This is a genomic window from Actinosynnema sp. NPDC023587, from assembly GCF_040640215.1.
Lineage (GTDB): Bacteria > Actinomycetota > Actinomycetes > Mycobacteriales > Pseudonocardiaceae > Actinosynnema.
The window spans coordinates 248,233-272,920 of the sequence record NZ_JBFABG010000009.1; the positions used below are offsets into that span (position 1 = coordinate 248,233).

Consider the following 24,688-nt stretch of genomic DNA (forward strand, 5'->3'; position numbering starts at 1 on the left):
GTCGTCCCCTCGGCGTGCTCAGAAGCGGAAATCGGGCAGCGACACCGGTCGCGCGGCGACGGCGTCCGGCTGGACCAGGTCGAACAGGTCCCGGTCGGGGCCGTGCGCGGCGACGCGGCCGAGCAGGTCGCGGTAGTCGGCCAGCCAGCCGGCGGCGGTGTCCCGGTCGACGGCGGCGGTGTGCTCCAGGCGCGCCTGCACCTCGTCGCCCCACTCGACGCAGGTCACCGCGAGCGGGTACTTGGCACCCACCGGGTCGACGTCGAGCAGTTCGGCGGCGGTGTCGCCGATCCGGGTCAGCGGGGCGAAACCGCTCTGGTAGTCGAACAACGTCGTCGGCGCGGCGGGGCCGGCGATGCGCAGCACCCGGTCGGCCGGCAGGTCGCCGTGCGCCACCGCGCGCAACGACGACTCGCGCACGACGTCGAGCAGCGCGCCGAAGGACCGCGCCGGGTCCAGCCGCACCCGCACCGGGACGGTGTTCACGTAGCAGCCCACCGTGCGCTCGTCGGCGGGCCGCCGGGCGGCCACCGGCACGGCGACGCTGTGGTCCCGGTCGCCGGTGATCCGCCAGAGCACCGCCGCCCACGCGGCCAGCAGCAGCATCTGGGCGCTCACCCGGCGCTGCCGGGCCAGTTCGCGCAGCGCGGCCACCACCGCCGGGTCGAGCACCAGCGGCAGGTTCGCGCCGGCCAGCCCGGTCCCGGCCGGGACCTCCGTGGCGCTCGCGCCGGCCAGGTAGTCGGTCCAGAAACCGGTCAGCTCCGCGCCGCGCGGGCCGGCCAGCGCGGTCGCCTGGTCGGCGGCGTAGGCCAGGTACTGGCGGTCCGGCTCGGGCAGCGCGCCGCCGCCGAGCGCGTCCAGCACCAGCCGCCACGACCAGCCGTCGAAGAACAGGTGGTGGAAGGTCAGCAGCAGCACGTGCCGGTGCCGCGCGGTGATCAGCTCGAACCGGGCCGGCGGCCGGCCGTACGGGGACAGCGGCCGGGCGACCAGCCCGCGCAGGTGCGCCACGAGGTCGTCGCCCGCCAGGTCGACGGTCGAGCGCTCCAGCCGCACCTCGTGGGGCGGGTGCACGACCTGGCGGGCACCGTCGCGGTCCAGCGCGGCGCGCAGCATGGGCTGGCGCGCGACGAGGTCGGTCAGCCGCCGCTCCAGCGCCGGGACGTCCACGTCGGAGCCGAGCAGGAACGCGGCGGGCACGCTGTAGGCGCTGGTACCCGGGTCGAGCTCGGTGGCCGCCCAGATCGCCGCCTGCTGACCGGACAGCGCGCCGGACCCGGGGGCCGGCCCGGCCGGTCGCGCCGCCGGGTGGGCGGTCCCGGCCACCGGGTCCCCCACCAGTTCGGCCACCAGGTCGGCCACCAGCCCGGCCAGCGCGCCGAGGTCGGCGCAGTCGAACAGGTCGAGCACGTCGAGGTCGGTGCCGAACCGGGCGTTGATCCGGCCGACGAGCTGGGTGCCGGTCAGCGAGTTCCCGCCGACGTCGAAGAAGTCGTCCGCCGGGGTGATCCCCGGTTCCTTGAGCACCGTGCGCGCCAGGTCCAGCACAGCGTCCTGAGTGGACAGACCGGTGGCGGGCGGCTCGTCCGGAGGGGCCGCCGCCGGACGTCCCGCCAGGCGCGGCCAGAGGTGTTCCAGGACCCACGGCGCGATCGGCAGTTCGACCCGGCGGGTGCCGGTGCTCCCGAACCCCCGCGCCCAGTCCAGGTCGTGACCCGCCTCGAACAGCGCGCCCAGGCCGGCCAGGCCCGGGGTGACCCGGGGGGTGCCGATCTCGTCGAGCGCCCGGCCCAGCGCGCCGCCCGCCAGGTCCACGACCAGGCGGCCGTGGGTCGCGGCGCGCAACCGGTCGACGTCCGGTGGGGCAGCGACGTCCGGTGGGGCAGCGGTGTCCAGTGGGGCGGCGACGTCCGGTGGGGCGGCGACGTCCGGTGGGGCGGCGGCATCTGCCGGGGCGGCGGTGTCCGGCACGGCGGCCAGGGCGGTGGCGAGGTCGTCCTCGCCGCGCACCACCCGCGCCGCCGCCGTGCCCGCGCCGTGCGCCAGCACCAGGTCGGGCTCCACGCCGAACGACCTCAGCGCGGCGTGCCCGGCGACCAGCCGCACCAGGTGCCGCTGCGCCCCGGTCCACCGGGCGCGCGGCACCGCCGCCGACGCGGCGGCCACCACCCCGGCGTACGCCGGGAACAGCCGGGCGTGCTCGTCGAGCTCCCGGTCCTCGACCGGGACGACGTCGCCGAGCGCCACCCCCAGCGCGGGTGGCGCGGTGGCGCGGGCCGTCGCCGTGACCAGTCGTGCGCGCAGCTCGGCGGTGTTCCGCACGACCGCCGCGAACCGGTGGCCGTGGTGCTCACGCCCGTGCACGAGCACGTCCGCGACCGCGTCCAGGTCCGTCACGCCTTCCAGCGCGTCGTGCAGGACACCCGCGTAGGACCGGAAACCCTCCTCCGTGCGGGCGGACAGCACCACCAGGCGACTGCCCACCGCAGAGCGCGGCGGGACCGCCGGCGGTTCCTCGACCACGACGTGGGCGTTGGTGCCGCTGAGCCCGAAGCCGCTGACACCGGCCCGCCGGGGCGTGCCGGTCCACGCGACCCGCCCGGTCGCGATCCGCAGCGGACCGTCCTCGGGCAGGCCCAGCAACGGGTTCGGCGCGTCGAAGTGCGTCGTCGGGAAGATCTCGCCCGTCCGGAACTGCGCGATCACCCGCAGCAGCCCGGCCAGGCCCGCCATCCCGGCCAGGTGCCCGAACGTGCCCTTCACCGACGACACCCGACCGCGCGCGCCCGCGCCCAGCAGGCCCTGGACCTCGATCGGGTCGCCGATGCGGGTCCCGGTGCCGTGCGCCTCGACGTAGCCGACCTCCTCGGCGGTCACGCCCGCGTCCTGCCGGGCCCGCACGATCACCTCGGCCTGCGCGGCGGGGCTCGGCGCGGTGATGCCGTCGCTGCGCCCGCCGTCGTGGTTGACCGCGCTGCCGGTGAGCACCGCGTGCACCACGTCACCGTCGGCCAGCGCGTCCGCCAAGCGCTTGAGCAGCACGAACCCGCCGCCCTCGCCGAAACCCGCCCCGTCGGCCGACGCGGCGAACGGCCGGCACCGGTCCGTCGCCGACTCCACGCCCAGGCCGTCCGGGTTCGCCACCCGCCGGGGCGGCGCGCCGAGCACCAGCTCGCAGCCGCCGACCAGGGCGTGGTCCACCTCGTCGCGGTCCAGCTTCACCCGCGCCTCGTGCAGCGCGACCAGGAACGACGAGCACGCCGTGTCCACCGCCTGGGCCGGTCCGCGCAGGTCCAGGTGGTAGGCGAGCCGGCCGGCGGCGAACGCGTGCAGGCTGCCCGCGAACGCCGGGCCGGTCGCCCGGTCCCGTTCGTCCAGCAGGTCGTACAGGCCGGGGTGCGGGCCGCCGTGCGCGGCGACCAGCACGGCCGTGCGGCGGCCCGCCAGACCGGCGTACCCGGCGTTGCCCACGGCCTCGGCGGCGAGCAGCAGCATCAGCCGCTGGCGGGGGTCGATCAGCTCGGCCTCGGCCCGGGAGATCCCGAACCGGCGGTGGTCGAACCCGGTGATGTCGGCCAGCCAGCCGCCGTGCTTCTCGTCGCCGGACAGCGCCAGTCCGGTCCGCTCGGCGCGGTCGGCCGGCAGCGGACCGACGGCGTCCCGACCCTCGGCCAGGATCGCGGTCAGCTCCGCCCAGCCGGTGGCGCGCGGCAGCCGGAACGCCACGCCGACGACGGCGATCGGGCCGGTCACAGCTCGACCACGGTCGTCGCGGGCCGCGCGGCGGCCGGTCCGCCGGCGATCACCGCGGCCAGCTCGCCCACGGTGGGGTGGGCGAAGAGCTGCCCGATGGTCAACGCCGGGAAGTGCCGGCGCAGCCTGCCGAACACGGCCAGGCTCTTGAACGAGTCCCCGCCCAGCTCCGCGAACTTCACGTCGGTGGCCACCGACTCGCGCCCGAGGACCTCGCACCAGATCCCCGCCACGAGCAGTTCGGTCCCGCCGCTCGGCGCGGCGGCCGGGGCGGGCGCGGCCGGCGCGTCCTGGGCGGCCTCGGCGAGTGCGCGCACCGCGACCAGGTCGACCTTGCCGTTGGCGGTGGTCGGGAGGTGCGGCACCCGGTGCACCCGGCTCGGCACGTGACCGGACGGCAGCAGCGCGGCCAGGTGCCGCGTCACCGCCACCGGGTCGGCCGTGCCGACCAGGTAGGCGACCAGTTCCAGCGGCGCGTCCGGGGCGGGCGCGTCGGCGACGACCAGGGCGGCGTCCACACCCGGCGCGGTCAGCAGCGCCCGTTCCACCTCGGCGGGCTCCACCCGGTGGCCCCGGACCTTGAGCTGCCGGTCCGCCCGGCCCAGGAACTCGTACCCGTCGGCGGTGCGCCGCACCAGGTCCCCGGTGGCGTACCGCCGGGCCGCGCCCTCCCCGGTGAACACCGCCGAGGTCCGCGCCGGGTCGCCGAAGTAGCCCCGGGCCAGCGCCGCGCCCCCGATCAGCAGCCGACCCGGTGCCCCGTCCGCGACCGGCCGGCCGGCGTCGTCCACCACCTCGGCGACGACGCCGGCCAGCGGGCGGCCGATCGGCACCACGCCGTCCACTGTGGACACCTCGTGGACCAGCACGCCGATCGTGGTCTCCGACGGGCCGTAGTGGTTGAACACCCGCAGTTCCGGTGCGGCGGAGCGGATCGCGCGCGCCAGCCGGGGCGGGAACACCTCGCCGCCCAGCAGCAGCACGTCGCGGGGCAGCAGCGGGCGCAGGTCGCCGGTCTGCCGGGCGAGCGCTTCGAGCTGGGACGGCGTGCACTTCACCGCCGCCACCTCCCGCACGCGCGCGGCGAACGCCTCGCCGTCGAGCACGGTCTCGCGGTCGAGCACGTCCAGCCGGCCGCCGGTGAGCAGCGCGCCGAACACGCTGGTGTTGCCGAGGTCGGAGGCGAACGTCGTGGTGCCGGCGAAGCTGTCCGGCCACGGGTCGACCCGCTCCCGCAGGCCCCGCAGGTAGTTCAGCACCGACGCGTGCCCGACGGCCACCGCCTTCGGCTCGCCGGTCGACCCGGACGTGAACACCAGGTAGGCCAGGTCCCCCGCCTCGGGCCGGAGGTCGCGCTCCTCGTCGGTCAGCGGGAGGGCACCGGGGGCGCGGCCGGCGTTGGCGGCATCGGCGAGCACCACCCGCGCGCCGGTCAGCCCGACCAGCGCGGCCACCCGCGCGTCCGGGTCGGCCGGGTCGACGTGGGCGTAGGCCGCGCCGGCGGCCCAGGCCCCGAGCGCGGCGACGATCGCGCCGGCCGAGCGGTCGACCAGGGTGGCCACCACGTCACCCGGCCGGACGCCGCGCGCCCGCAGGCGTTCGGCGACCGCGCCCGCGCGCCGGGCGAGCTGCCGGTAGGTGAGGCTGGAACCGTTGTGCCGCACCGCGATCCGCTCGGGGTGGGCGGCGGCGAGGCGGGCGAAGACGTGGACGCAGGTCTCAGCCACGGTGGCCGCCCGTGACCGGCGCGGCGAACGCGGACCGCATCGGCGTCGCCATCGTCACGTACACCTCGCGCGAACCGCTGAACGGCTCGCGGCCGTGCGCCACCGCCAGGTTGTCCACCACCGCGACGTCGCCGCCGCGCCAGTCGGGCAGGACGGTCTCGGCGTCGATCGCCGCGCGGACCTCGCGCAGCGTCTCCGCGGGGATCGGGGAACCGTCGCCGAACGTGGCCATCCGGGGCATCCCGTCCTCGCCGAGCGCCGCCTCCAGCCCGGCGCGGACGTCGGGGTCCAAACCGGACGGGTGGAACAGGTTGGCCTGGTTGAACCACGCGGGCACGCCGGTGCGCGGGTGCTCCAGGACGCCCTGCACGGTCTGCCGGGTGTGCAGCACCCCGCCGTCGAGCCACCGGTGCTCCACGCCGTCGGCGTCGAGCTGGGCCTCGACCGCCGCGCGGTCGTCGGTCTTGAACACGTGCTGCCAGGTCAGGTCGAACCCGGTGTTGTACCGGCGTTCGTAGGTGACACCCCTGGTGGTGAACGCCTCGCGGGTCCCGGCGGACAGCCGGGCGAGCACGGCGCGGTAGTCGGCGAGGCTGGTCTGGCCGCCGACCGGCGCGGCGATCCGCGACCACAGCCACAGGTGGCACGGCCAGGTGCGCCGGTAGGACATCTCGTTGTGCAGCCGGATGCGCTGGTCGGCCGGGTACTCGGTGGAGGTGAAGACCCGTTCGCTCACTGTGGACCGCGGCGTCGACGGCTCGGTGTAGTCCAGCAGGTCCGGGGTCGCGTTGACCACGACCCGCCGGAAGTCGGCGACGTCGGCGACGGCGAAGTCGCGGAACAGGACCGCCCCGTGGACGTCCAGCAGGGCGCGCACCTCGGGCCACGCGCCGACCACCCAGTCCGCGAGCGGCGTTCCCGGTTCCGGGGCGCGCAACACCAACGGCAGTGTTTTCATGATTCCCCCATATTCAGGCCGGCCGCCGGGCGCGGGCCTTCTCGTGGTGAGAGCGAGATCCGGGTGCGCGGTTTTCCGCAGAGTTCCCGAAAGGATTCCCCAGTCCTTCGCGATCGATCGTGACAAGCCCGCCGGGCGGGCGGCAACGGAATGTGCTCCAGGTCACAATAGGCCGGAAGGGTGGCTGCCGAAGTGCCGTAGCGAACCTTGTGAGCTGCGGAAACAGGAAAGGGGCGGAACCATACTGGAGCAGGCCGCGCAGGGCCAGCCCGAGGAGGGCTGAATGGAGTCAGGGCCGAAGTGCCGGGCCGGAAGTGTCCTTCGGGAAGGTCCCGACCACGTCCACGGCGGCCCGCCGGACAATGTGTCCCGGGTTTCTGCCGAGTGGCGAAGAACCGAAGTCGGCAACCCGGGTAGAGCCGGTTCGCGGCTACGCTGCGTCGGTCATCTCCGGTCCACGGCCGACAATTCATCGCCTGTTCGGGTGACGTGCCGGTGTCCTGGTCGGCGAGATCGTCCACGCCGGCCGGCCCGCCCCGACCGGTATCGGCCACTTCGGTGCCGCAGTACCGCCGGATCGTCACCGCCCGCGTTCGCCGCCGGTCCGGCACTTCGGGATCGCCCGGCGCACCGGACCGGCCGACCTGCCGGCCGGCCGGTTTTGTCGGTGCCGTCTGCTCTACTGGGACGACCGACCACAGTGGAGGAACCGATGGGTGTGCTGACCGACTACTTCCGCGCCACCGACGCCGAAACCGTGGTGCGCGCCGTGGAGGGGGACGTGGTCGGTCCCGCCGCCAGGGCGGGCGCGGTGTTCGACGGGTTCGAGCTGAAGGGGGTCGATCCGGCGGTCGGGTTCGGGCAGCTCGTCGCCATCGCCCTGGGTGTCCCGTGGACCCCGACCGTCGCGGGGGCGAGGTTGGTGTGGCCGGCGGACGGGAGCGCGGACACGGACGCCTGGGTGTTCGAGCTGGGGGAGCGGGCCCTGGCGGCGGTGGCGGGCGTGCCGGACTCGGCGGTCGCGGAGGTGGCGGCCGAGTGGGCGCGCGCGGAGGAGTGGGACGGCGCGTCCGTCGAGGAGGTGCGCGAGATCGCGGAGGGGCTGATCGGGGTGGCGCGGCGGGCCCGCGACGCCGGGGAGCGGCTCTACTGCTGGTGCGCGTTGTAGTCCGCCCGCCCGGCGTCGGTCGGTCGACCCGCCCGGTCAGACGCGGTGGTCGGTCGGTAAACCCGTCCGGTCAGACGTCATGGTCGGTCAGACGTCGTGGTCGGGCATCGGGATCACCGCGTGCGCGCCGGCGTTCGGGTTGGCCGGGTCGTTGACGGTCAGGCCGTTCCACCGGGTGCGGGCGGCCAGGAACTCGGGGGTGAGCCCGGTCCGGTCGGCCAGCGCGGTGACGTCCCGGAGCGTGATGAGGCTCTTGCCCGCCTCCCGCGACCAGCCCCAGGAGACCACGAGGACGTACTTGTTCTTCACCAGGCCGGTGTTCGTGCGGTACTGGAGCAGCACGGCGGTCTGGAAGTCCATGCCCAGGACGTCGGAGCCGAGCGGCACGTTCGGGTTGTCGCGGAGCGTGGCCCGGGTCTGCTTGGGGCCCGCCGTCTTCCAGTCGGTCACGCGCAGGGCGTTCCCGCCGGTCTGCTCCTCCTGCGTGGTGAACAGCGGGATGGTCTCGGTCAGCCGCTGCTGCGAGTAGCGGTAGTCCAGGCTCGCCAGCACCCCGCCGGCCGGCACGGGGCCGGTGACCAGCGTGTCGTCGGCGGTCTGCTGGGCCTGGTAGTCGGCGGCGTGCTGCACGGGGTTCGCGAGTTCCGCCTTGCGGTCGGCGGCGATCTTCTTGAACGCGGTGGAGACCGGTTTCCTGGTGATCAGGTCGACGTCGAGCGCCCACCCGGCGTGCGGCAGGTGGGCCGGGACGCACCGCTCGGCGTACCCGATGTTGCCCTGCACCGCCTGCGCCCCGCCGCCCTGGCCGGGCTGCCGGACCTCGCGCACGATCTGGAGCAGGTGGAACACGGCGGGCGTGCCGGCCTGGTAGTCGGGGTACTTGTCCTTGATCTTGAAGGTGGCGGGCTGGTATTCCAGCGAGACCTTCGCTCCCACCTGGCCCTCCTCCGCGTAGCGGTCGTACCGCGCGGGGTAGAAGGTGCCGGTGCTGACTTCCAGGGGAGGCAATGCTTTCCTGTTCCTGACGCGATCGGCGGAGTCGGTCATCCGGGTGATCTCCCGCCGCCCGGGACGCGTTACACCGCCGGCGGCCGACGGGTTCGTGGTCGCGCACCCGGGTCGCCCGGCGGACCGGGCTGACCCGGCCGGTCGTCCCGGTCAAGAACCCACCGCTGTTAACGCGCGGCGGGTGCTCCCGGCGGTTCCGCGAAGCCGGCACCCTTGACGTGGCAGCGGTGTCCGGGCACCGCCGCTCCCGAAGCGACTCCGGATCGCGTAACCCCTGCTCAGCCGCGTGGAACAGGGTGCTGTGGGCCGGTCGGACCAGCCGGGTCGCCGTCTTGACCCGGACGACTTTCACGTCTATGGTCTAGACCACTTGCCGGTTGTGGCCGCCCTGTCGTGGGCGGGTGCGGCCGGTGGATCCGGCCGCCGCGGATATGGACCCTGCCCAGGGAAACCCCCCTTGGGGGTTCCTCCGAAGGAGCTGGACAATGAGTCTGAAACGGAAGCTCGCGGCGGTACTCGCCGGCGTGGGCATCGCCCCGTTCATCGTCGTGGTGTCAGCGGGACCGGCCAACGCGCACGGCTACATCACCTCGCCGCCCAGCCGGCAGGCGAACTGCGCGGCGGGCAAGGTCTCCAACTGCGGTGACATCATCTACGAGCCGCCGAGCGTGGAAGGCCCGAAGGGGCAGCAGAACTGCCACGGCGGCGACGCCCGCTGGGCACCGCTGAACGACGACCGCAAGGCGTGGCCCGCCGCGTCGGTGGGCGACAACGTCTCGTTCAACTGGCTGATCACGGCCAACCACGCCACCAGCACCTGGCAGTACTGGGTGGGCGGCAGCAAGATCGCCGAGTTCAACGACCACGGTCGCCAGCCGGGCCGCACGGTCCAGCACGCCGTGAGCCTGGGCGGTCGCACCGGCCGCATCAAGCTGCTGGCCATCTGGAACATCGCCGACACGGCGATGGCGTTCTACAACTGCGTCGACCTCCAGGTCGGCCCCGGTGGCCCCAACCCGACGACCACCCCGACGACGACCACCACGACCACCACGACCACGCGGCCGACCACGACGACGACCACGACCCCGCCCGTGACGGGTCCGTGGGCGACCGGCGTGTCGTACCCGGCCGGCTCGCAGGTGACCTACGGCGGTTCGTCGTACCGCTGCATCCAGGGTCACACCTCGCTGTCCGGCTGGGAGCCGCCGAACGTGGCGTCGCTCTGGCAGCGGCTCTAGGTCGCGATCCGGCCGGTGCGGGAGTGCGGCACCGGACCAGGTCATGACGCGGGACGCCCCCGGCGCGAGCCGGGGGCGTCCTCCCGTCGAGGGGTCAGCCCACCCGGCCGACGCCGCCGTAGCCGAGCGGGCGCGCCACGCTGTCGCCGTCCTCGACCCGGCCGTCGGTGCTCCAGTCCGGCAGGCACACCAGGCCCGGCTCGACCAGGGTCATCCCGTCGAACCACGCGAGGATGTCCTCGTGGGTGCGGACGTGCACGTACTCGTCGGCCGCGGCGTAGGCCTGGACCAGCCGCGCCACCTCGGCCCGCAGCTCGGGGGAGGCCAGCTCGCTCGCGATGTGCGAGAGGGCGACCAGGCTGCCCGGCGCGAGCCGCTCCCGGTAGTGGGCGATCAGGTCGGCGGGCCGGTCGTCGTCGGAGATGAACAGCAGCACCCCGACCATCAGGACCGCGACCGGCTCGGAGAAGTCGATCAGCCGCCGGGTCTCCGGGTGGTCCAGGATCTTCCCGGGCTCCCGGATGTCGGCCTGGATGATCGCCGCGAACGGGTTGCCGGACAGCAACTGCTTGGCGTGCGCGTAGGCCACCGGCTCGTAGTCCACGTAGACCACGCGCGCCGCCGGGTCGACCTGCTGGGCGATCTCGTGCACGTTGCCGACGGTCGGGATGCCCGAACCGAGGTCCAGGAACTGGCGGATGCCCTGGTCGAGGCAGTACTGGACGACCCGGCGCAGGAACGCCCGGTTGAGCAGCGTGACGGCGGGTACCGAGGGCGCGATGTCGAGCACCTGGTCGGCGAACGCGCGGTCGACGGCGAAGTTGTGCGCGCCGCCGAGGAAGTAGTCGTAGGCGCGGGCGGCGGACGGCACGCTCAGGTCCACATCGCTGCGCGGTTCGAAGGAGGTCATGTGCCGGCCTTTCCGGGCTGGTGGTGACTGCCGGCCCCGAGCCTAGGCCGCCGGACGCGTTTCCGGTCAGCTCATGGCGACCAAGATCATGCTGTTCCACCAGTGACCGAGTTCGTCCACTTCGTCCGGAGTGGTCGCGACGGTGGACAGCAGGCCGCCGACCGTGGTCGTGCGGGTGTCCACCCACCACACCTGGCCGACGCCGTCCCGCACGAAGCACGTGGTGAACTCGCCGGGCAGCGGACCGCTGGTGTCCCGGTAGTACACCGCGTAGTGGACCGGCTGGGTCTTGGGCCGGCAGCCGCCCCAGTCGTCGTCGCGCGGGATGCCGTTCGCGCGCACGATCCCCTGGAAGAACTCGTCCTGCGCGGCGCGGTCGGCGAACAGGTGGAACACCGCGCGCTGCGGGGGAGGGAACAGGCGGTGCGCGGAGTTGGCCTCCGTGCACACGACGCTCGCGGTGACGCCGGCGCTCCGGTCCGAATTGGACGCGCAGGAGGCGTTGCCCCGGTACACCTCCGGCAGGCGCTGCCGGAGCACCTGCTCGTCAGGAGTGACTTGCGGAGTGGTCGTGGTCGTCGGCTTCCGTTCGGTGGTGGTCTGCCGGGTCGTGGTCTGTCCGGTGGTCGAGGTAGTGGTCGTCGGGGTGGCTTGACCGTGCGTGGACCACTGCGTGACCGACCACGCGACCAAGCCCGCGACCAGCGCGAACGCCACCGCGCCCGCGATCAACGGCCTGCGGGACCGGGCAGCGGTGACCGGCGGTGCCGCGTACGGCCCGGACCGGTGGCCGGGCGGTGGGCTGGGCGGCACCGGCCGGGGGAGCGGGTGACCGGGCCGGCTGCCGGGTGCGCCGATGCGCGTGCCGGTGGGCGCGGAGATGGACACAGGGATGGGCCCAGGGGTGGACACAGGGATGGGCCCGGGGGCGCGGGTGGGCGGAGTGGACGGTCGTGCGACCGCCGGTGTCGGCCGGGCTGGTGTCAGGGCGGCGGTGGCGGCTGCGGCGAACGCGCCCGCCGTCTGGTGGCGGTCGGCGGGGTCCTTCGCCATGCCGCGCCGGATCACCTCGTCCACGGCGGACGGCACCGCCGGGTTGAGCAGCGCGGCCGACGGCGGGGCGCTGCGCAGGTGCGCCCAGATCTGGGCCGCCACGCCGTCCGCCGGGAACGGTCGCCGGCCCGTCACGCACGCGTACAGCACGCACGCCAGCGCGTACACGTCCGCCCGACCGTCCACGGCCCCGTTCTCGAACCGCTCCGGAGCCATGTAGTCCAGGGTGCCGACGAGCACGCCGGACGCCGTCGCGTCGGCCCCCGTCGGCAGCAGGTCGCGGGCGATGCCGAAGTCCACCAGGTAGGCGAAGTCCTCCGGGGTCGCCAGGACGTTCGACGGCTTCACGTCGCGGTGCACGACCCCGTCCGCGTGCGCCGCGTCGAGCGCGCCCGCCACCTGCGCGACGATCCGCACCGCGCGCTCCGGCGACAGCGGCCCGGCCGCCGTGAGCTCGCCGAGGTCGTGCCCCTCGACCAGGCGCATGTCCAGGTAGAGCCGTCCGTCGATCTCGCCGTACGCGTGGATCGGGATGACGTGCGGCTCGCGCAGCCGGGCGACGATCCGCGCCTCGCGGCGGAACCGGGCGCGGTATTCCTCGTCGTCGAGCGCCGGGGACAGTCGTTTCAACGCCACCACCCGGTCGTGCGCGGTGTCGTGGGCGCGGTGCACCTCGCCCATGCCGCCGCGTCCGAGTAGCTCGCCGATCACGTAGTGGCCGAACGACTCCGTCATGACTCCCTCGGGTGGGCCGGTGCCTCGTTCCGAGTCGACGTGCGAACCCCGCGCGCGGTTCCCCCGATCGTCGTAGAGCTCCGCACCGGTCACCGCGGGTGAAGCGCGTCCCGCCGCACGGCGCGACCGTGCGGTGGCCGGGTGTGCCCACCGGCGGCCCCGCCCGACCCGTCCCTCTCCCCGACCCGTCCCTCTACTGTGGACGGTCGCGCGGTGATCGGCCGTGGTTGTCGCCGTCAATACCCCATACCGCCGCACCCGACTTTGGTAGGTGGTCCAACACCGCCTACGTCCTTACAGTGCGTAAGGCTTGGTATCCAGGCTGCGACGACGCGGCAGTGCGAGGTAACGCACATGAGTCATGAGGTTCAAGTGCTCGCAGGTGCCCAACCGGCTCCCGTCCCGCCGGGCGATCTCGCCCAGGCGTTGCGCTACGGGCCGTTCGACCGCGCACTGGCGACGGCCATCCGCCGGCGCGGGCTGTCGTTGTCCCGGCTGCGGGCCCACCTCGCATCCCAGGACGTCACCATCGCCCAGTCCACCCTGAGCTACTGGCAGCGCGGCCTGCGGCACCCGACCGGGCCGCGCGCGCTGGACACCGTGCGCGCCCTGGAGCGCGTGCTCCAGCTCCCGGAGGACAGCCTGGTGGTGCTGATCGGGCCGCACCAGCGCGCGGCCGAGCTCGACCAGCGGGTGCCGTCGATCCCGGAGCTCACCGAGAGCTGGGCCGGCACCGGCGCGCTGCTGACCGAGTTCGACGGCGTCTCCGGCAGCCCGTGCAACGCCGACCTCGACATCGCCACCGTGTTCGACGACGTCCGGCTGACCGCCGCCGGCGAGATCGCGGGGATCACCTCGACCATGGCGGTGCGGGCCCGGCGCTCGGGCCCGGACGGCTTCGTGGTGACCCACCAGAGCGAACCCGACGCCGACATCGACAGCGCCGGCGTGCTGGCCGGCGACGGGTGCCGGATCGGCCGGGTGCGCAAGCGGCCGTCCTCGGCCGGGATGGTGTTCGAGGTCCTCTTCGACCGCAAGCTCACCGAGGGCGACGTGCACATCTTCAGCTTCTCGCTGGAGTTCAGCACGCCCGTCCGCGCGCCGACGTTCTACCGGGTGATCCGCGGCCGGCTGCGGACCTACCTGATCCGGCTCTACTTCGACCCGTCGATGCTGCCGGTCCGCTGCACCCGGGTCGAGCGGGCGCGCGAGGGGCAGGCACCCACCGTCAGCGAGGCGCTGCTGTGCGGGCCGAACGGGTTCGCGTGCGCCTACTTCGAGGGACTGGACTCCTCGCTCGCCGGGGTCGACTTCCTCTGGGACTGACGCCGCCGCACCACCAGGGCCGCCGCGAGCACCAGCAGTGCCGCCGCACCGGCGATCGGCCACCCGGACCCCGTCGTCGCGGGCGGGGCCGCCGCCGGCGGGGCGGCGTCCTGCTGGGGGAACCCGATGCCCTGGTCCTTCTGGTAGTCCGAGCCGGGCAGCTTGTCGCCGTACCGGGCCCGGACCTGCTCCTGGTACTCGGCGATCGGCACGAACGCGCCCACCGGCGACTGCGGCAGGCTCGCCTGCAACAGCACCACGCCGGTCGGGCCGAGCTCGTACCAGCCGTTGATCTGGGGTTCGTTCAACAGCACCGAACCGCGCTGGAGCCGCTGGTTCAGGGTCTCCTCGTCGTTGCCGGAGAAGACGCTGCCCACGGCCCAGGAGCCGGTGCCCTGCGGGTCGGCGCGCAGGGTCGCGCGCTTCCCGTCGTCCGCCGTGGCGGTCACCGCGATGTACTGGAGGACCCCGGCGGGCGCGCCCGGGACGCCCCGGACGAACTCGGGGTTCAGCACGTAGGCCGCGACCCCGTGGTCGGCGACCGTCACGGTGCCCGGCTCGGTGCCGTGGACCTGCCGGAAGTTGGTCTTCGCGAAGCTGATCGCGGCCGGCGTCCGCGCGGCGTCGAGCGCGGCGGCGAAGTCCTCCGGAGAGGGTGGGGGAATCGCCTCGCGGGCCGACGCCGGGGCACCGGAGAGCACCAGGGCGAGCGCGGTCAGGGCGAGGACGGACAACTTCCGGCAGATCACGACCTCAACCCCTTATCGCGCCTTGGTGATGTTGACGATGGTGTCGTTCCAGCGGAACTTGGCGTTGCTCCGGTACTGGTTGTACGACCACGTCTGGTAGCGCTGGTAGGTCGGCCACGGGTCGCCGACGAGGATGGACTGGTTGGTGGAGTCGTAGCCGTAGATGACCTCGGCGTGCCCGCCGCCGGAGGTCCAGTAGATGCCGGTCAGGTTGGGGATGCCGGCGTCGATCTGCTGGGTGATCGAGGCGAAGCTGATCGTGCCGCGGGCGTCCTGGGCGTTGAAGCCGGTGCCGCGGAAGCCGCGCACGATCTCCGGGATCTGGGCGGGCTGGTTCGGGCAGTAGCCGGCCGAGGAGCCCTTGCCCGCCGCGCAGAACGACTGCTGGCTGACCGTCACGCCGAGGGTCTGCTCGATGCTCGCCCCGGTCGCGGCCCAGCACCACTGGTTCTGCTGCTGCACCTGCTGGGTGTAGTTGAGGCGCTTGGACGCCGCCGCGGTGAGGTTCTTCGGGGCGACCACCGGCGTGATCTCGCGGACCTGGTGGTGGTCCTCGGTCTTGATCAGGCCGTGCGGCGTGCCCTGGTCGACCGGCGTCGCCGTCGCGACCGACGGGAACGCGACCGACGCGCTGAACGCGGCGGCGACGGCGAACAGGCAGGGCAGCCCCCGTCGGGGGATTTTCCGATCCACGAGTGTTCTCCTTGCAGGGGAAGGAAGACGAGTGCGGGACGGTCGGCCGCGTGGTGGGCCGGCCGACTCGGCACTACCGTGCGCGCCGTTCTCCTCCCGGACAACGGCCGTTCGATTCCCCGTGCACGGCGTGTGATCGTTCACCGCCTCCGCGTCGTCGCGGGAACAAGGGCAACCGCCCCTCCGGTACGCGCGGGTTCACCGGAACGCGGCCCGTCGGAGAACATTCACCGGCCGTTCACCCCGGTGTGAACGGTGTGGTCCGGTCGGGGTGGCGTCGACGCGGGTGCCGCGCGCGGCCGGCGGTGGCGGGGGAGGATGATCGCCCGCCCGACCTGTCGAGAGGATCTCCATGCGCGCCATCGAGTTCGCCGAGTACGGCGGTTCCGACGTCCTGCGCGGTCGGGACGTCGACCTGCCCGAGCCAGGTCCCGGGCAGGTGCGGGTCGCCGTGCGGGTGGCCGGGGTGAACCCGTTCGACTGGAAGCTGCGCAGCGGTGCGATGGCCGGGGTGGTGCGCCTGTCGCTGCCGCACCGGCCGGGTCTGGAGCTGGCCGGGGTGGTGGACGCCGCCGGCGCGGGCGCGCCGGCGGCGGTCGGCGACGAGGTGTTCGGGTGGGCGGAGACCGGGTCGTACGCCGAGTACGCGCTGGCCTCGGTCATCGCGGCGAAGCCCCGGGCGCTCACCTGGCGCGACGTCGCCGCGCTGCCGACGGCGGGCGAAGCGGCGCTGCGCGGCCTGCGGCTGCTCGACGTCGGCGAGGGGGACGTGCTGCTCGTGCACGGCGCGGCCGGTGCCGTGGGCGGTTTCGCCACCCAGCTCGCCGTCGCCCGCGGCGCGACCGTCATCGGGACCGGCGGCGACCGCAGCGCCGACACGATCCGCTCGTCCGGGGCCACCCCGGTCCGCTACGGGGACGGCCTGGTCGAGCGGGTGCGCGCGGTCTCGCCCCGGGTGGACGCCGTGCTGGACGCCGCCGGCCGGGGGGCGCTGCCGGACTCGGTCGAGCTGCGCGGCGGCACGGACCGGGTGCTCACGCTCGCCGACACCGCCGCGTTCGACCTGGGCATCCCCTTCTCCAGCGGCGAACCCGGCGGCCAGAGCGCCGACGTGCTCACCGAGCTCGCCGACCTGGCCGCCACCGGCCGCCTGGTGGTCCGCCACGCCCGCTCCTACCCGCTCGCCGAGGCCGCCCGCGCCCAGGACGACAGCGCCACCGGCCACAGCGGCGGGAAGATCACCCTGGACGTGCGGGGCTGAGGCGGGACGGCCCGGGACGGCCCGCGATCCGCACCCGACGCCGCCGCGATCGCCCGACCTCGCCGTTCTCCCGTGGCGACGGCCCGCCATGGGCCACAATGGGTGATCGGTCGAGCACCGGGAGGCAGGAGTGCCGGACAGGTTATCGCGGCTCCGCACGTCGTCCAGGCGTACCGAACACCGGCTCTCGACGTTCGCGGCGCTGATCGCCGCACTGGGCCTGCTGACCGGCCTGGTCGGGTGGGCGGCGCTCGACTTCCGGCAGGAGCGCGTCGCGGAGGCGGCGGACCGGCGCACCGAGCTGACCGCCAAGGCGCTCGACGTCTACCGCGCCATGGCCGACGCCGACGCGGCCTCGCTCAACGCGGTGCTGGTCGACCCCCAGCGCGCGGCCCCGCTGCGCAACGGGTTCCGGGCGAACATCGGGGCCGCCACCGACGCGCTGCGGGTCGCGTCGGCGCGCAACGCCGACACCGAGGACACCGCCGCCGGGCTGATCCGCGACCTGTCCGACCTGCTGCCCCGGTACGCGGCCCTGGTCGAGGTCGGCTGGGTGGAGAGCCGCGCCGGGCACCCGGTCGGCACCTCCTACCTGTCCAACGCTTCCTACCTGGTGCGCGAGAAGATCCTGCGCAAGGCCAAGGAGCTGCACGTCGACCAGACCGACGCGCTGGTCCGGGCGCAGCGGGACGCGGGCGCGCCGCCGTGGGCGTTGATCGTCCTCGGGGCGGTGCTGCTGGTGGTCCTCGTCGGGGCGCAGGTGTTCGTCCGCCGGCGCACGCGCCGGCGGCTGAACCGCGGGCTGGCGCTGGCCACCGCGCTCACGCTCGTCTCGCTGGTGGGCGGGGGCGTGGTGACGGCGATCGCGGCGGCGCGCGGCGGGGAGGCCGCGCGGGAGACCGCGCTCGTGCAGGCCCTCGCCGAGGCCCGCAACCTCGGCCGCGAGGCGGACGAGGCCGAGGCCCGGATCATCATCTTCCCCAAGGTCGGCGACCTCGCCGCGCTGGGCAGGACCTTCGAGCTGATCCGGGACGCGGTCCGGCGGGGCGGCGGCGACCGGGCGGCGCTGAGCGAGGTGGACGCGTGGGTCGAGCACGACCAGGCGCTGCTCGCCCAGGCGCGGGGTGGCCGGCCGCCGGCGTTCACCGAGGCGGTCCGCCTGATCACCGACCCGCCGGCGGGCGCGCGGCAGACCCACGGGGAGCGGCTCGACGCCCGGCTGAGCACGTTGATCGACGAGCACGCCCGCGCCGCCGACGACGCCACGGGCGGGGCCAGGTCCGCGCTCGCGGGCTGGGACGTGGTCGTCCCGCTGCTGATGGCCGCCGCCGTGGTGTCGGCCCTGTTCGGCCTCGGCGTTCGGATCAGGGAGTACTACACGTGATCAGGTACCTCGCCCTCGTCGCCGTGCTGACCTGCCTCGCGGCGTGCACCGCACCGGCCGCCCCGGACGGCCGCGCCCCGACGTCGACCACGGCCCCCGACTACCCGGAGGGCTACACCGAGTCGCCGGAGGCCGGCCGGTCGTGCCCGGACGCGCCGGGCGGCAGCCTCGACCCCGCCGCCGGCCCGCTCGGGCCGGACGGGCGGCCGGACGGCGACACCGTCCGCAGGATTCGCGCGGAGGGGCTGGTGGTCGGCGTGAGCCAGACCGCGCAGTTCCTCAGCACGCGGGACCTGGCGACCGGCGAGCTCACGGGCTTCGAGGTCGAGATCGCGCGCGAGGTGGCCGCCGCGCTGGGCCTGCCCGCCGGCGGCGCGGGCCTCGACCTGGTCAGCCTGCCCACCGGCCGCCGCCTGCTCGCGTTGAAGACGTCGGTCAACGAGGAGAAGCGGTCGCCGGAGATCCGCGAGGTCGACCTGGTGATCGCGAGCGTGAGCGTCACGTGCGGCCGTGAGCAGGAGTACGGGCTGAGGTACAGCAGGCCCTACCGGGACACGCACAGCGGCCTGCTGGTGCGCTCCGGGTTGAGCGGCGTGACGGGACCCCAGGACCTGACCGGCCGCAAGGTGTGCGCGGGCGACAAGACCACCAACAGCGACGAGATCCTGGAGATCCGGGACGAGCAGCGCCGCCGCGACCCCGGGCGGGCGCTGGTCGCCGTGACGGTGTCCGACACCAGCGACTGCCTGATGCTGCTGCAACGCGGCCTGGTGGACGCGGTGTACTCGGACGTGGTGATCCTGCTGGGCTACCAGTACCAGACCCCAGGCACGGTCCTGCTGGACTACCGCCACCCGAGGTCGGTCAAGACGGCCGTGGCGGTGAGCGGCGAGCAGCCGGACCTGGTCCGCTTCGTCAACCGCGTGCTCGACGACCTGCGCGGCGGACGCCTGGAAGCCATCTACGACGAGCAGTTCGCCCGAGCACCCACGAAACTCCCGCTCCGAATCCCCGACGAGCCTTACCAGCGCTAGCGCGTGTGACCGGGCGAACCCGCGGTACCGGTGGCAGGGAACCGGACGACCACGGGTTGCACCTGGCCTGCGAACTCTGCGGCGGGCACCCCCGATCGACCGGGACGTCTACAAGCAGTGCCACGCCGTCGAGTGCGGCATCAAGACCTGGCAACGACACCTGGCTGCGTCACATCTGAAACACGTCCTGGCCGCACCGCCCCGGGAGACCTCCGGGTCCGGGAATCCGCGCCCGCGTCCGCGTCCCGATTCCTCGGTCCCGACCCGTGACGGCGACCCGGTGTGCCGTAGATTTGTCCTTGATCGCGCCGGTTCCGGTGGCGGCCGGCTACCGTCGTCACCAGCCGGCGAGTCGTCGACCCTCGCGGGCACCTGCGGATGAGAGGCGGGCTTCAACCATGGTGGCGGTATCAGGTCGGCAGCCGGTGGCGGCTCCGGCGGCCGGGCACGGGGCGGACGAGGACCTGCGGGCGTTGTTCGGGCAGTCCACCGCCGTGTTCGCGTCGCTGGTCGGGCCGACGCACGTGGTGGAAACGGCGAACCCCGCGTTCTTCGCCACCATCGGCGAGGAACGCGCCCGCAGCGGCCTCGCGATCGTGGACCTGATGCCCGAACTGGTCGGTCAACCGTTCATCGCCCTGCTCGACCGGGTCTACCGCACGGGTGAGCCCTACACCGGCCGCGACGTCCGCGTCGTGCTGGGCACCGGCCCGCACGCGCGGGAGGCGTTCTTCGACTTCACCTACGAGCCGCGCCGCGACGCCGCCGGCGAGGTGACCGGCATCCGCGTGATCGGGGTGGAGACCACCCAGGTCAAGCACGCCCAGCGGCTGATGACCGAGCACCGCGCCCTGCTGGAGCAGATCGCCCGCCGGGCACCGCTGACCGAGGTGCTCGACGGGATGGCCCGCTGCATCGAGAACCTCGCGCCGGAGGAGCTGCTCGTCTCCGTCCTGCTGGCCGATCCCGACGGCCTGCACCTGCGCCACGGTGCCGCGCCGAGCCTGCCGGACTTCTACAACCGGGCCATCGACGGGATCGCGACCGGTGACGGTGTCGGGTCCTGCGGGACCGCCGCCCACCGGCGGGAACCGGTGATCGTCACCGACATCGCCACCGACCCGTACTGGGACGACTTCCGGGACCTGGCCCGGCGCGCCGGCCTGGCCGCCTGCTGGTCCACGCCGATCCTGGCCCGCGACGGCGGCCTGCTGGGCACCTTCGCCATGTACCACCGGGTGCCGCGCGTCCCGCAGGACACCGACCTCGCGCTCATCCGGGTCTTCGCCGGCACCGCCGCCCTGGCCATCGAGCGCCACCACGGCGAGCAGGCGCAGCAGGCCGCCGAAGCCCGCGCCGAGGCCGCCCGCGAGGACCTGGCCGAGGCGGTGCGCGCGGAGCGGAAGCTCCGCGCCGAAGCCGAGGAGCGCGCCACCGCCGCCGCCGAACTCACCGCCCAGGTGCGCGCCGCCGCCGCCACGCAAGCCCCCGCACCGCACCCCGAGCACTGCCAGCTCGGCGGCCGGGCCGGGTGCGCCGAGTCCCCCGAGATCAAGATCGCCGACTCGTGGGGGGATTCGGCGTGGGGCTGCGCCGCCCACGCCGAGGAAGCCCTCATCCACGTGCGGTCGGTCTTCATCGCCAGCGAGGAGTTCGGCGGCCTGGCCGCTTATCTCCGCCGTTGACCCGACCCGGGGGACGGGCGGGAAGCCGCAGCGCCCGCCACGAGGGCGTCGACGGATCTCGTCCCGGCGCACCACAGCGCTCCCCGCGCCGCCGGGCGGTCGTGGGTTCGGTCGGAAGCCCCTGGGGCAGGGGCGTCGCGCCGTACAATCGGGGTAGGCGACCGTTCACGTCCGGAGAGCGCGGGGAGTGGGATGTCCGGCGGATTCACCCCGCTCACGCCCGACGACCCGCGCGAGGTCGGCGGGTACGCGCTGCGGGCGCGGCTCGGCGTCGGCGGGATGGGTCGGGTCTACCTCGCGTTCGACGCCGACGGCCGGGCGCTGGCGATCAAGGTCGTCCGGCCCGAGCACGCCGAAGACGACGAGTTCCGGCGGCGCTTCGCCCAGGAGGTGGCGGCGGCGCGGCGGGTCCGGGGCGACTGCGCGGTGCCCGTGGTGGACGCCGACCCGACGGCCGCGCTCCCGTGGCTGGCCACCGCCCACGTGCCCGGACCGTCGCTGCGGCACGCCGTGCACGCGCACGGGCCGTTCCCCGCGCCCGCCGTGCTCCGGCTCGTCGCCGGGGTCGCCGAAGGGCTCGCGGCGGTGCACGCGTGCGGCATCGTGCACCGCGACCTGACGCCGGCCAACGTGCTGCTGACCGAGGACGGTCCCCGCGTCATCGACTTCGGCATCGCCCACGCCGTCGCCGCCACGTCGTTGACCCGGACCGGGATCAGCGTCGGCACGCCCGCGTTCATGGCACCGGAGCAGGTGCGCGGGCGGTCGATCACGCCCGCCGCCGACGTCTTCGCGCTCGGCCACCTCGCGGTGTTCGCGGCGGTGGGCCGCCCGGCGTTCGGCGAGGGCAATCGCGAGGCGATGTTCTTCCGCATCCTCGGCGAACCGCCGGACCTGGCCGGCTGCCCCGAGGAGATCCGGTCCCTCGCGGACCGCTGCCTGGCCAAGGACCCCGCCGACCGGCCGTCCCCGGCCGAGGTCGTGGCGCTGGTCCGCGAGCGGGGCGGGCCGCTCCCGGGCCCCTGGCTGCCGGTGGCCGTGGCCGCGTCCCTCGACGCCTACGACGCCTCGGCGTACCGCTCGTCCCCGCCGCTCGTCGCCGACACCGACACCGACCACGCACCGCCCGCCGCCAGTACGAGGGTCGACCACCGCACGCCGTTCGCGACCCACGCCGGTGAGACCGAAGTCGACCACCGCGACCCGGCCGCCGTCCGCGTGGGCGGGGTCCGGGCGGACAGGGGTCGAGCGGACAGGGGTCGAGCGGGCGGGGTCCGGGCGGACTACCCGGTGCGGAGGCCGCCGGCGCGCTCCAGCGGGCGCGGGGCGCTGTTCGCGGGTGTCGCGATCATCGCCGCGACCCTGCTGGTCCTGGCCCTCGGCCCGGGGAAGGTCTGGGACAGCGCCACCGGGCTGCTCGGTGAGCGGGCCGGGCCGACCACGTCGGTGCCGGTGACGACCACGACCGAGCCCCCGCCGGCGGACACGCTGGCCGAGGGGTGCGCGGAGGCGATCGCGAGCATCGCCGCGTTCGAGGAACTGCCCAGGAGCGAGGACTGGGTCTCCGGCGTGACGGGGCTGCGGCACCTCGCGACCGGCCTCGCCGCCGCCGGCCGGGCCGCGACCAACGCCGAGGTGCGCGCGGCCGTGGAGGCGATGGCGACCGACCTGACCTCGGCGCTGGGGCACGGCCTGACCGGCGACGGCGGCGAGTTCCTGGCCAAGCTCGACCAGGTCGCCGCGTCCGGCGACGCGCTCGTGCGGGCGTGCCAGGGCACCCGCTAGGTTTCGGGTGCGCGGCCGACCGCGTCGCCGACGCGGTGGAGAGGGGCAGGGGTGACCGACGAGGAGTTGCTGGTCGAGTTCGCCCTGACCCGCCTGGACCACCCCGACGTGGACCTGGAGGAGGTTGCGGCGCTGACGGTCCGGAGGCTGCACGCCGACCGCGTGGTGGAGTTCGCGTCCCGCACCCTCGCCGCCCGGGGCGAGCTGCGCGGCGCGGTGTTCCCGTCCGCCGTCGAGCACGTGGTGCGGGTCGTGCTGACCATGCGCGGCCCGGCGGACTAGGCCGGTCCGAGAGGTGGGGCGGCCACCCCGTCCGACACCGGGCTCTCCCCGCAGCGCCTCGCGGTCGAGTCCGGCACCGACCTGATCGACCGACGCGCTGCGGTCGGGTGGTGGCCGCCCGTCACCGACGTCGATACGTTGATCACGTGGACGAGAACGAACGGCTGCTGCACGCCTCGTCATTCGGCACCGCCGCCGCCGCGTATGCCGAGCACCGCCCGGACTACGCCCGGGCCGCCGTGAGCTGGGCGCTCCAGCCCGCTCCCGGGTCGCGCGTGCTCGACCTCGGTGCCGGCACCGGCAAGCTCACCGCAGTGCTGGCCGCGCTGGGCGTCGACGTCGTAGCGGTCGAACCCGACCCGGCGATGCTGACCGGGCTGCGCCGCTCGCTGCCCGACGTCCGGGCCCTGGCGGGGAGCGCCGAGGCGATCCCGCTGCCGGCCGGCGCGGTCGACGCGGTGCTGGCCGGCAACGCGATGCACTGGTTCGACATGGCCGTCGCGGGACCCGAGATCGCCCGGGTCCTCGCCCCCGGCGGTGTGCCGGCCGGCCTGTGGAACGTCCTGGACGACCAGGTCGAGTGGGTCGACGGGCTCGCCCGGGTCAGCGGGAGCGCGGCCATCGGCCCGCGGGACACGCCCACCTCCTGGCTCGCGGAGATGGCCTGCGCCCACCTCCCCCGGACCGACGCGCCCGCCCGGTTCGGCTCGCCGGAGCAGGTCGTGTTCCCGCACGGGCAGCGCCGCACCGCCGACTCGCTGGTCGCGACCCTCGCGACGCGCGCCGGGATGCTGGTCATGCCGGAACGGGAGCGGGACGCCGCGCGCGACCGCATCCGCGCCTTCCTCGCGGGCCGGCCGGAGACCGCCCGGGGCGAGTTCGCCCTCCCGATGCTGACCGCCGTGCTCCGCACCCGGCGGCTGTAGCGCGCCACACCGCGACGATCGTCGACGCGCGTCCATACCGGCGACGATCGCGGACGCGCGTCCCACTCGGCGGGGCTCCGCCCTTGTGCCGGAGTGCGCTCCAGCTCCTAGGCTGGGTGGGTGCGCCTGGGAATCCACGTCATCGAGTTCACCGTCCCCGCCGGCCCCGCCGGCATCGCATCCGAGCTGGCGCAGGTCGCCAGGGCCGCGGAAGCCGCGGGTGCCGCCCGGTTGTCCGTGATGGACCACTTCTTCCAGATGGACGGCTTCGCGCCCGCGACGGACCCCATGCTGGAGGGGTACACGACGCTGGGCTTCCTCGCCGCCCACACCACCGACGTGCGGTTGGGCCTGCTCGTCACGGGCGTCACCTACCGCCACCCCGGCCTGCTGGCCAAGATCGTGTCCACAGTGGACGTGCTCTCCGGCGGCCGGGCGGAACTCGGCATCGGGGCCGCCTGGTACGAGCGCGAGCACCTCGGCCTCGGCGTCCCGTACCCGCCGGTCGCGGAGCGGTTCGAGCGGCTGGAGGAGGCGTTGCGGATCTGCCTGCAAATGTGGGACCCGGAGGACGACGGGCCGTTCGAGGGCAAGCACTACCGACTCGCCGAGACGCTCTGCTCCCCGCAGCCGATCCGCCGGCCGCCGATCCTCATCGGCGGCGGGGGCGAGAAGAAGACGCTCCGGATGGTCGCCCAGTACGCCGACGCGTGCAACCTGTTCGCCGGCGACAAGGAGCAGGTGCGGCACAAGCTCGACGTGCTGCGCGGGCACTGCGACAAGCTCGGGCGCGACCTCGCCACGATCGACAAGACCCTTACCTACCGGCCGAGGCCGGAGGTCGACACCGTCGACGACTTCCTGCGGGACGTGGCCGACTACGCCGCGCTCGGCATCGACACGGTGATCCTCGTGCCGCCGGGCGACGCGCCCGCCCGGTGGGTGGAGCAGGTCGTCGCCCCGCTCGTGCCGCGCCTCCACGACCTGTAGACCCGTTCCCCACGCCC

The 24,688-nt window shown here is 74.5% G+C and carries 19 protein-coding genes; 11 read left to right on the plus strand and 8 right to left on the minus strand.

Going from position 1 to position 24,688, the window contains the following annotated elements; genetic code table 11:
* Positions 1-18: 18 nt before the first annotated feature.
* From AB0G01_RS24020 to AB0G01_RS24030, 3 genes are read right to left on the minus strand one after another with little or no spacing between them, the layout of a single operon-like run.
* Positions 19-3,756: a beta-ketoacyl synthase N-terminal-like domain-containing protein gene (locus tag AB0G01_RS24020; protein ID WP_360949086.1), complete on the minus strand. Its 3,738-nt coding sequence runs from the start codon at positions 3,754-3,756 to the stop codon at positions 19-21.
* Positions 3,753-5,483: a non-ribosomal peptide synthetase gene (locus AB0G01_RS24025; RefSeq protein WP_360949088.1), complete on the minus strand. Its 1,731-nt coding sequence runs from the start codon at positions 5,481-5,483 to the stop codon at positions 3,753-3,755. Before AB0G01_RS24025 ends, AB0G01_RS24020 begins: the two co-directional genes overlap by 4 nt.
* Positions 5,476-6,441 (minus strand): TauD/TfdA family dioxygenase, encoded by a 966-nt coding sequence (locus AB0G01_RS24030; protein ID WP_360949090.1) that lies wholly within the window; start codon positions 6,439-6,441, stop codon positions 5,476-5,478. Before AB0G01_RS24030 ends, AB0G01_RS24025 begins: the two co-directional genes overlap by 8 nt.
* 712 nt (positions 6,442-7,153) lie before the next feature.
* Here AB0G01_RS24030 and AB0G01_RS24035 point away from each other — a divergent pair.
* Complete coding sequence (locus AB0G01_RS24035; RefSeq protein WP_360949092.1) at positions 7,154-7,609, plus strand: hypothetical protein; 456 nt, start codon at positions 7,154-7,156, stop codon at positions 7,607-7,609.
* Between the two features lie 87 nt (positions 7,610-7,696).
* Here the strand turns inward: AB0G01_RS24035 and AB0G01_RS24040 are convergent, their stop codons facing one another.
* The gene (locus AB0G01_RS24040) at positions 7,697-8,617 is read right to left on the minus strand and encodes a hypothetical protein (RefSeq protein ID WP_360949094.1); all 921 of its coding nucleotides are present in this window, start codon (positions 8,615-8,617) and stop codon (positions 7,697-7,699) included.
* A 485-nt stretch (positions 8,618-9,102) separates the two neighbouring features.
* Between AB0G01_RS24040 and AB0G01_RS24045 the strand changes: the two genes are divergently transcribed.
* On the plus strand, positions 9,103-9,858 hold the full coding sequence (locus AB0G01_RS24045; protein WP_360949096.1) for a lytic polysaccharide monooxygenase: 756 nt from the start codon (positions 9,103-9,105) through the stop codon (positions 9,856-9,858).
* Positions 9,859-9,952: 94 nt separating this feature from the next.
* Here the strand turns inward: AB0G01_RS24045 and AB0G01_RS24050 are convergent, their stop codons facing one another.
* Positions 9,953-10,768, minus strand: a complete 816-nt coding sequence (locus AB0G01_RS24050) for an SAM-dependent methyltransferase (protein ID WP_360949098.1) — start codon at positions 10,766-10,768, stop codon at positions 9,953-9,955.
* Positions 10,769-10,834: 66 nt separating this feature from the next.
* Positions 10,835-12,556, minus strand: a complete 1,722-nt coding sequence (locus AB0G01_RS24055) for a protein kinase (RefSeq protein WP_360949100.1) — start codon at positions 12,554-12,556, stop codon at positions 10,835-10,837.
* A gap of 354 nt (positions 12,557-12,910) precedes the next feature.
* Here AB0G01_RS24055 and AB0G01_RS24060 point away from each other — a divergent pair, with 354 nt between their 5' ends.
* Positions 12,911-13,882, plus strand: a complete 972-nt coding sequence (locus tag AB0G01_RS24060; RefSeq protein WP_360949102.1) for an XRE family transcriptional regulator — start codon at positions 12,911-12,913, stop codon at positions 13,880-13,882.
* Here AB0G01_RS24060 and AB0G01_RS24065 read toward each other — a convergent pair.
* Together AB0G01_RS24065 and AB0G01_RS24070 are read right to left on the minus strand one after the other, a co-directional pair.
* Entirely contained in the window at positions 13,828-14,631 is an 804-nt protein-coding gene (locus AB0G01_RS24065) for a hypothetical protein (protein ID WP_360949104.1), read from the minus strand. The genes AB0G01_RS24060 and AB0G01_RS24065 overlap by 55 nt on opposite strands.
* A gap of 12 nt (positions 14,632-14,643) precedes the next feature.
* Positions 14,644-15,297: a papain-like cysteine protease family protein gene (locus AB0G01_RS24070; protein ID WP_360949183.1), complete on the minus strand. Its 654-nt coding sequence runs from the start codon at positions 15,295-15,297 to the stop codon at positions 14,644-14,646.
* Between the two features lie 379 nt (positions 15,298-15,676).
* Between AB0G01_RS24070 and AB0G01_RS24075 the strand changes: the two genes are divergently transcribed.
* From AB0G01_RS24075 to AB0G01_RS24110, 8 genes are all read left to right on the plus strand, one after another.
* Complete coding sequence (locus tag AB0G01_RS24075; protein ID WP_360949106.1) at positions 15,677-16,585, plus strand: NADP-dependent oxidoreductase; 909 nt, start codon at positions 15,677-15,679, stop codon at positions 16,583-16,585.
* 130 nt (positions 16,586-16,715) lie between these two features.
* Positions 16,716-17,969, plus strand: a complete 1,254-nt coding sequence (locus AB0G01_RS24080; RefSeq protein ID WP_360949108.1) for a hypothetical protein — start codon at positions 16,716-16,718, stop codon at positions 17,967-17,969.
* On the plus strand, positions 17,966-19,003 hold the full coding sequence (locus tag AB0G01_RS24085) for a transporter substrate-binding domain-containing protein (RefSeq protein ID WP_360949110.1): 1,038 nt from the start codon (positions 17,966-17,968) through the stop codon (positions 19,001-19,003). The genes AB0G01_RS24080 and AB0G01_RS24085 overlap by 4 nt, the downstream gene beginning before the upstream one ends.
* A gap of 425 nt (positions 19,004-19,428) precedes the next feature.
* On the plus strand, positions 19,429-20,688 hold the full coding sequence (locus tag AB0G01_RS24090) for a GAF domain-containing protein (RefSeq protein ID WP_360949112.1): 1,260 nt from the start codon (positions 19,429-19,431) through the stop codon (positions 20,686-20,688).
* A 192-nt stretch (positions 20,689-20,880) separates the two neighbouring features.
* Positions 20,881-22,473 (plus strand): serine/threonine-protein kinase, encoded by a 1,593-nt coding sequence (locus AB0G01_RS24095; RefSeq protein WP_360949114.1) that lies wholly within the window; start codon positions 20,881-20,883, stop codon positions 22,471-22,473.
* 51 nt (positions 22,474-22,524) lie between these two features.
* Positions 22,525-22,755: a hypothetical protein gene (locus AB0G01_RS24100; protein WP_360949116.1), complete on the plus strand. Its 231-nt coding sequence runs from the start codon at positions 22,525-22,527 to the stop codon at positions 22,753-22,755.
* A gap of 146 nt (positions 22,756-22,901) precedes the next feature.
* Entirely contained in the window at positions 22,902-23,681 is a 780-nt protein-coding gene (locus tag AB0G01_RS24105) for a class I SAM-dependent methyltransferase (protein WP_360949118.1), read from the plus strand.
* Positions 23,682-23,801: 120 nt separating this feature from the next.
* Positions 23,802-24,671: an LLM class F420-dependent oxidoreductase gene (locus AB0G01_RS24110; protein ID WP_360949120.1), complete on the plus strand. Its 870-nt coding sequence runs from the start codon at positions 23,802-23,804 to the stop codon at positions 24,669-24,671.
* The last annotated feature ends 17 nt before the right edge of the window (positions 24,672-24,688 follow it).

Excerpts from the sequence above, each read along its gene's own strand:
- AB0G01_RS24030 (WP_360949090.1), bottom strand. The coding sequence starts at position 6,441 with ATGAAAACACTGCCGTTGGTGTTGCGCGCCCCGGAACCGGGAACGCCG.
- AB0G01_RS24035 (WP_360949092.1), top strand. The coding sequence starts at position 7,154 with ATGGGTGTGCTGACCGACTACTTCCGCGCCACCGACGCCGAAACCGTG.
- AB0G01_RS24045 (WP_360949096.1), top strand. The coding sequence starts at position 9,103 with ATGAGTCTGAAACGGAAGCTCGCGGCGGTACTCGCCGGCGTGGGCATC.
- AB0G01_RS24050 (WP_360949098.1), bottom strand. The coding sequence starts at position 10,768 with ATGACCTCCTTCGAACCGCGCAGCGATGTGGACCTGAGCGTGCCGTCC.
- AB0G01_RS24055 (WP_360949100.1), bottom strand. The coding sequence starts at position 12,556 with ATGACGGAGTCGTTCGGCCACTACGTGATCGGCGAGCTACTCGGACGC.
- AB0G01_RS24060 (WP_360949102.1), top strand. The coding sequence starts at position 12,911 with ATGAGTCATGAGGTTCAAGTGCTCGCAGGTGCCCAACCGGCTCCCGTC.
- AB0G01_RS24075 (WP_360949106.1), top strand. The coding sequence starts at position 15,677 with ATGCGCGCCATCGAGTTCGCCGAGTACGGCGGTTCCGACGTCCTGCGC.
- AB0G01_RS24095 (WP_360949114.1), top strand. The coding sequence starts at position 20,881 with ATGTCCGGCGGATTCACCCCGCTCACGCCCGACGACCCGCGCGAGGTC.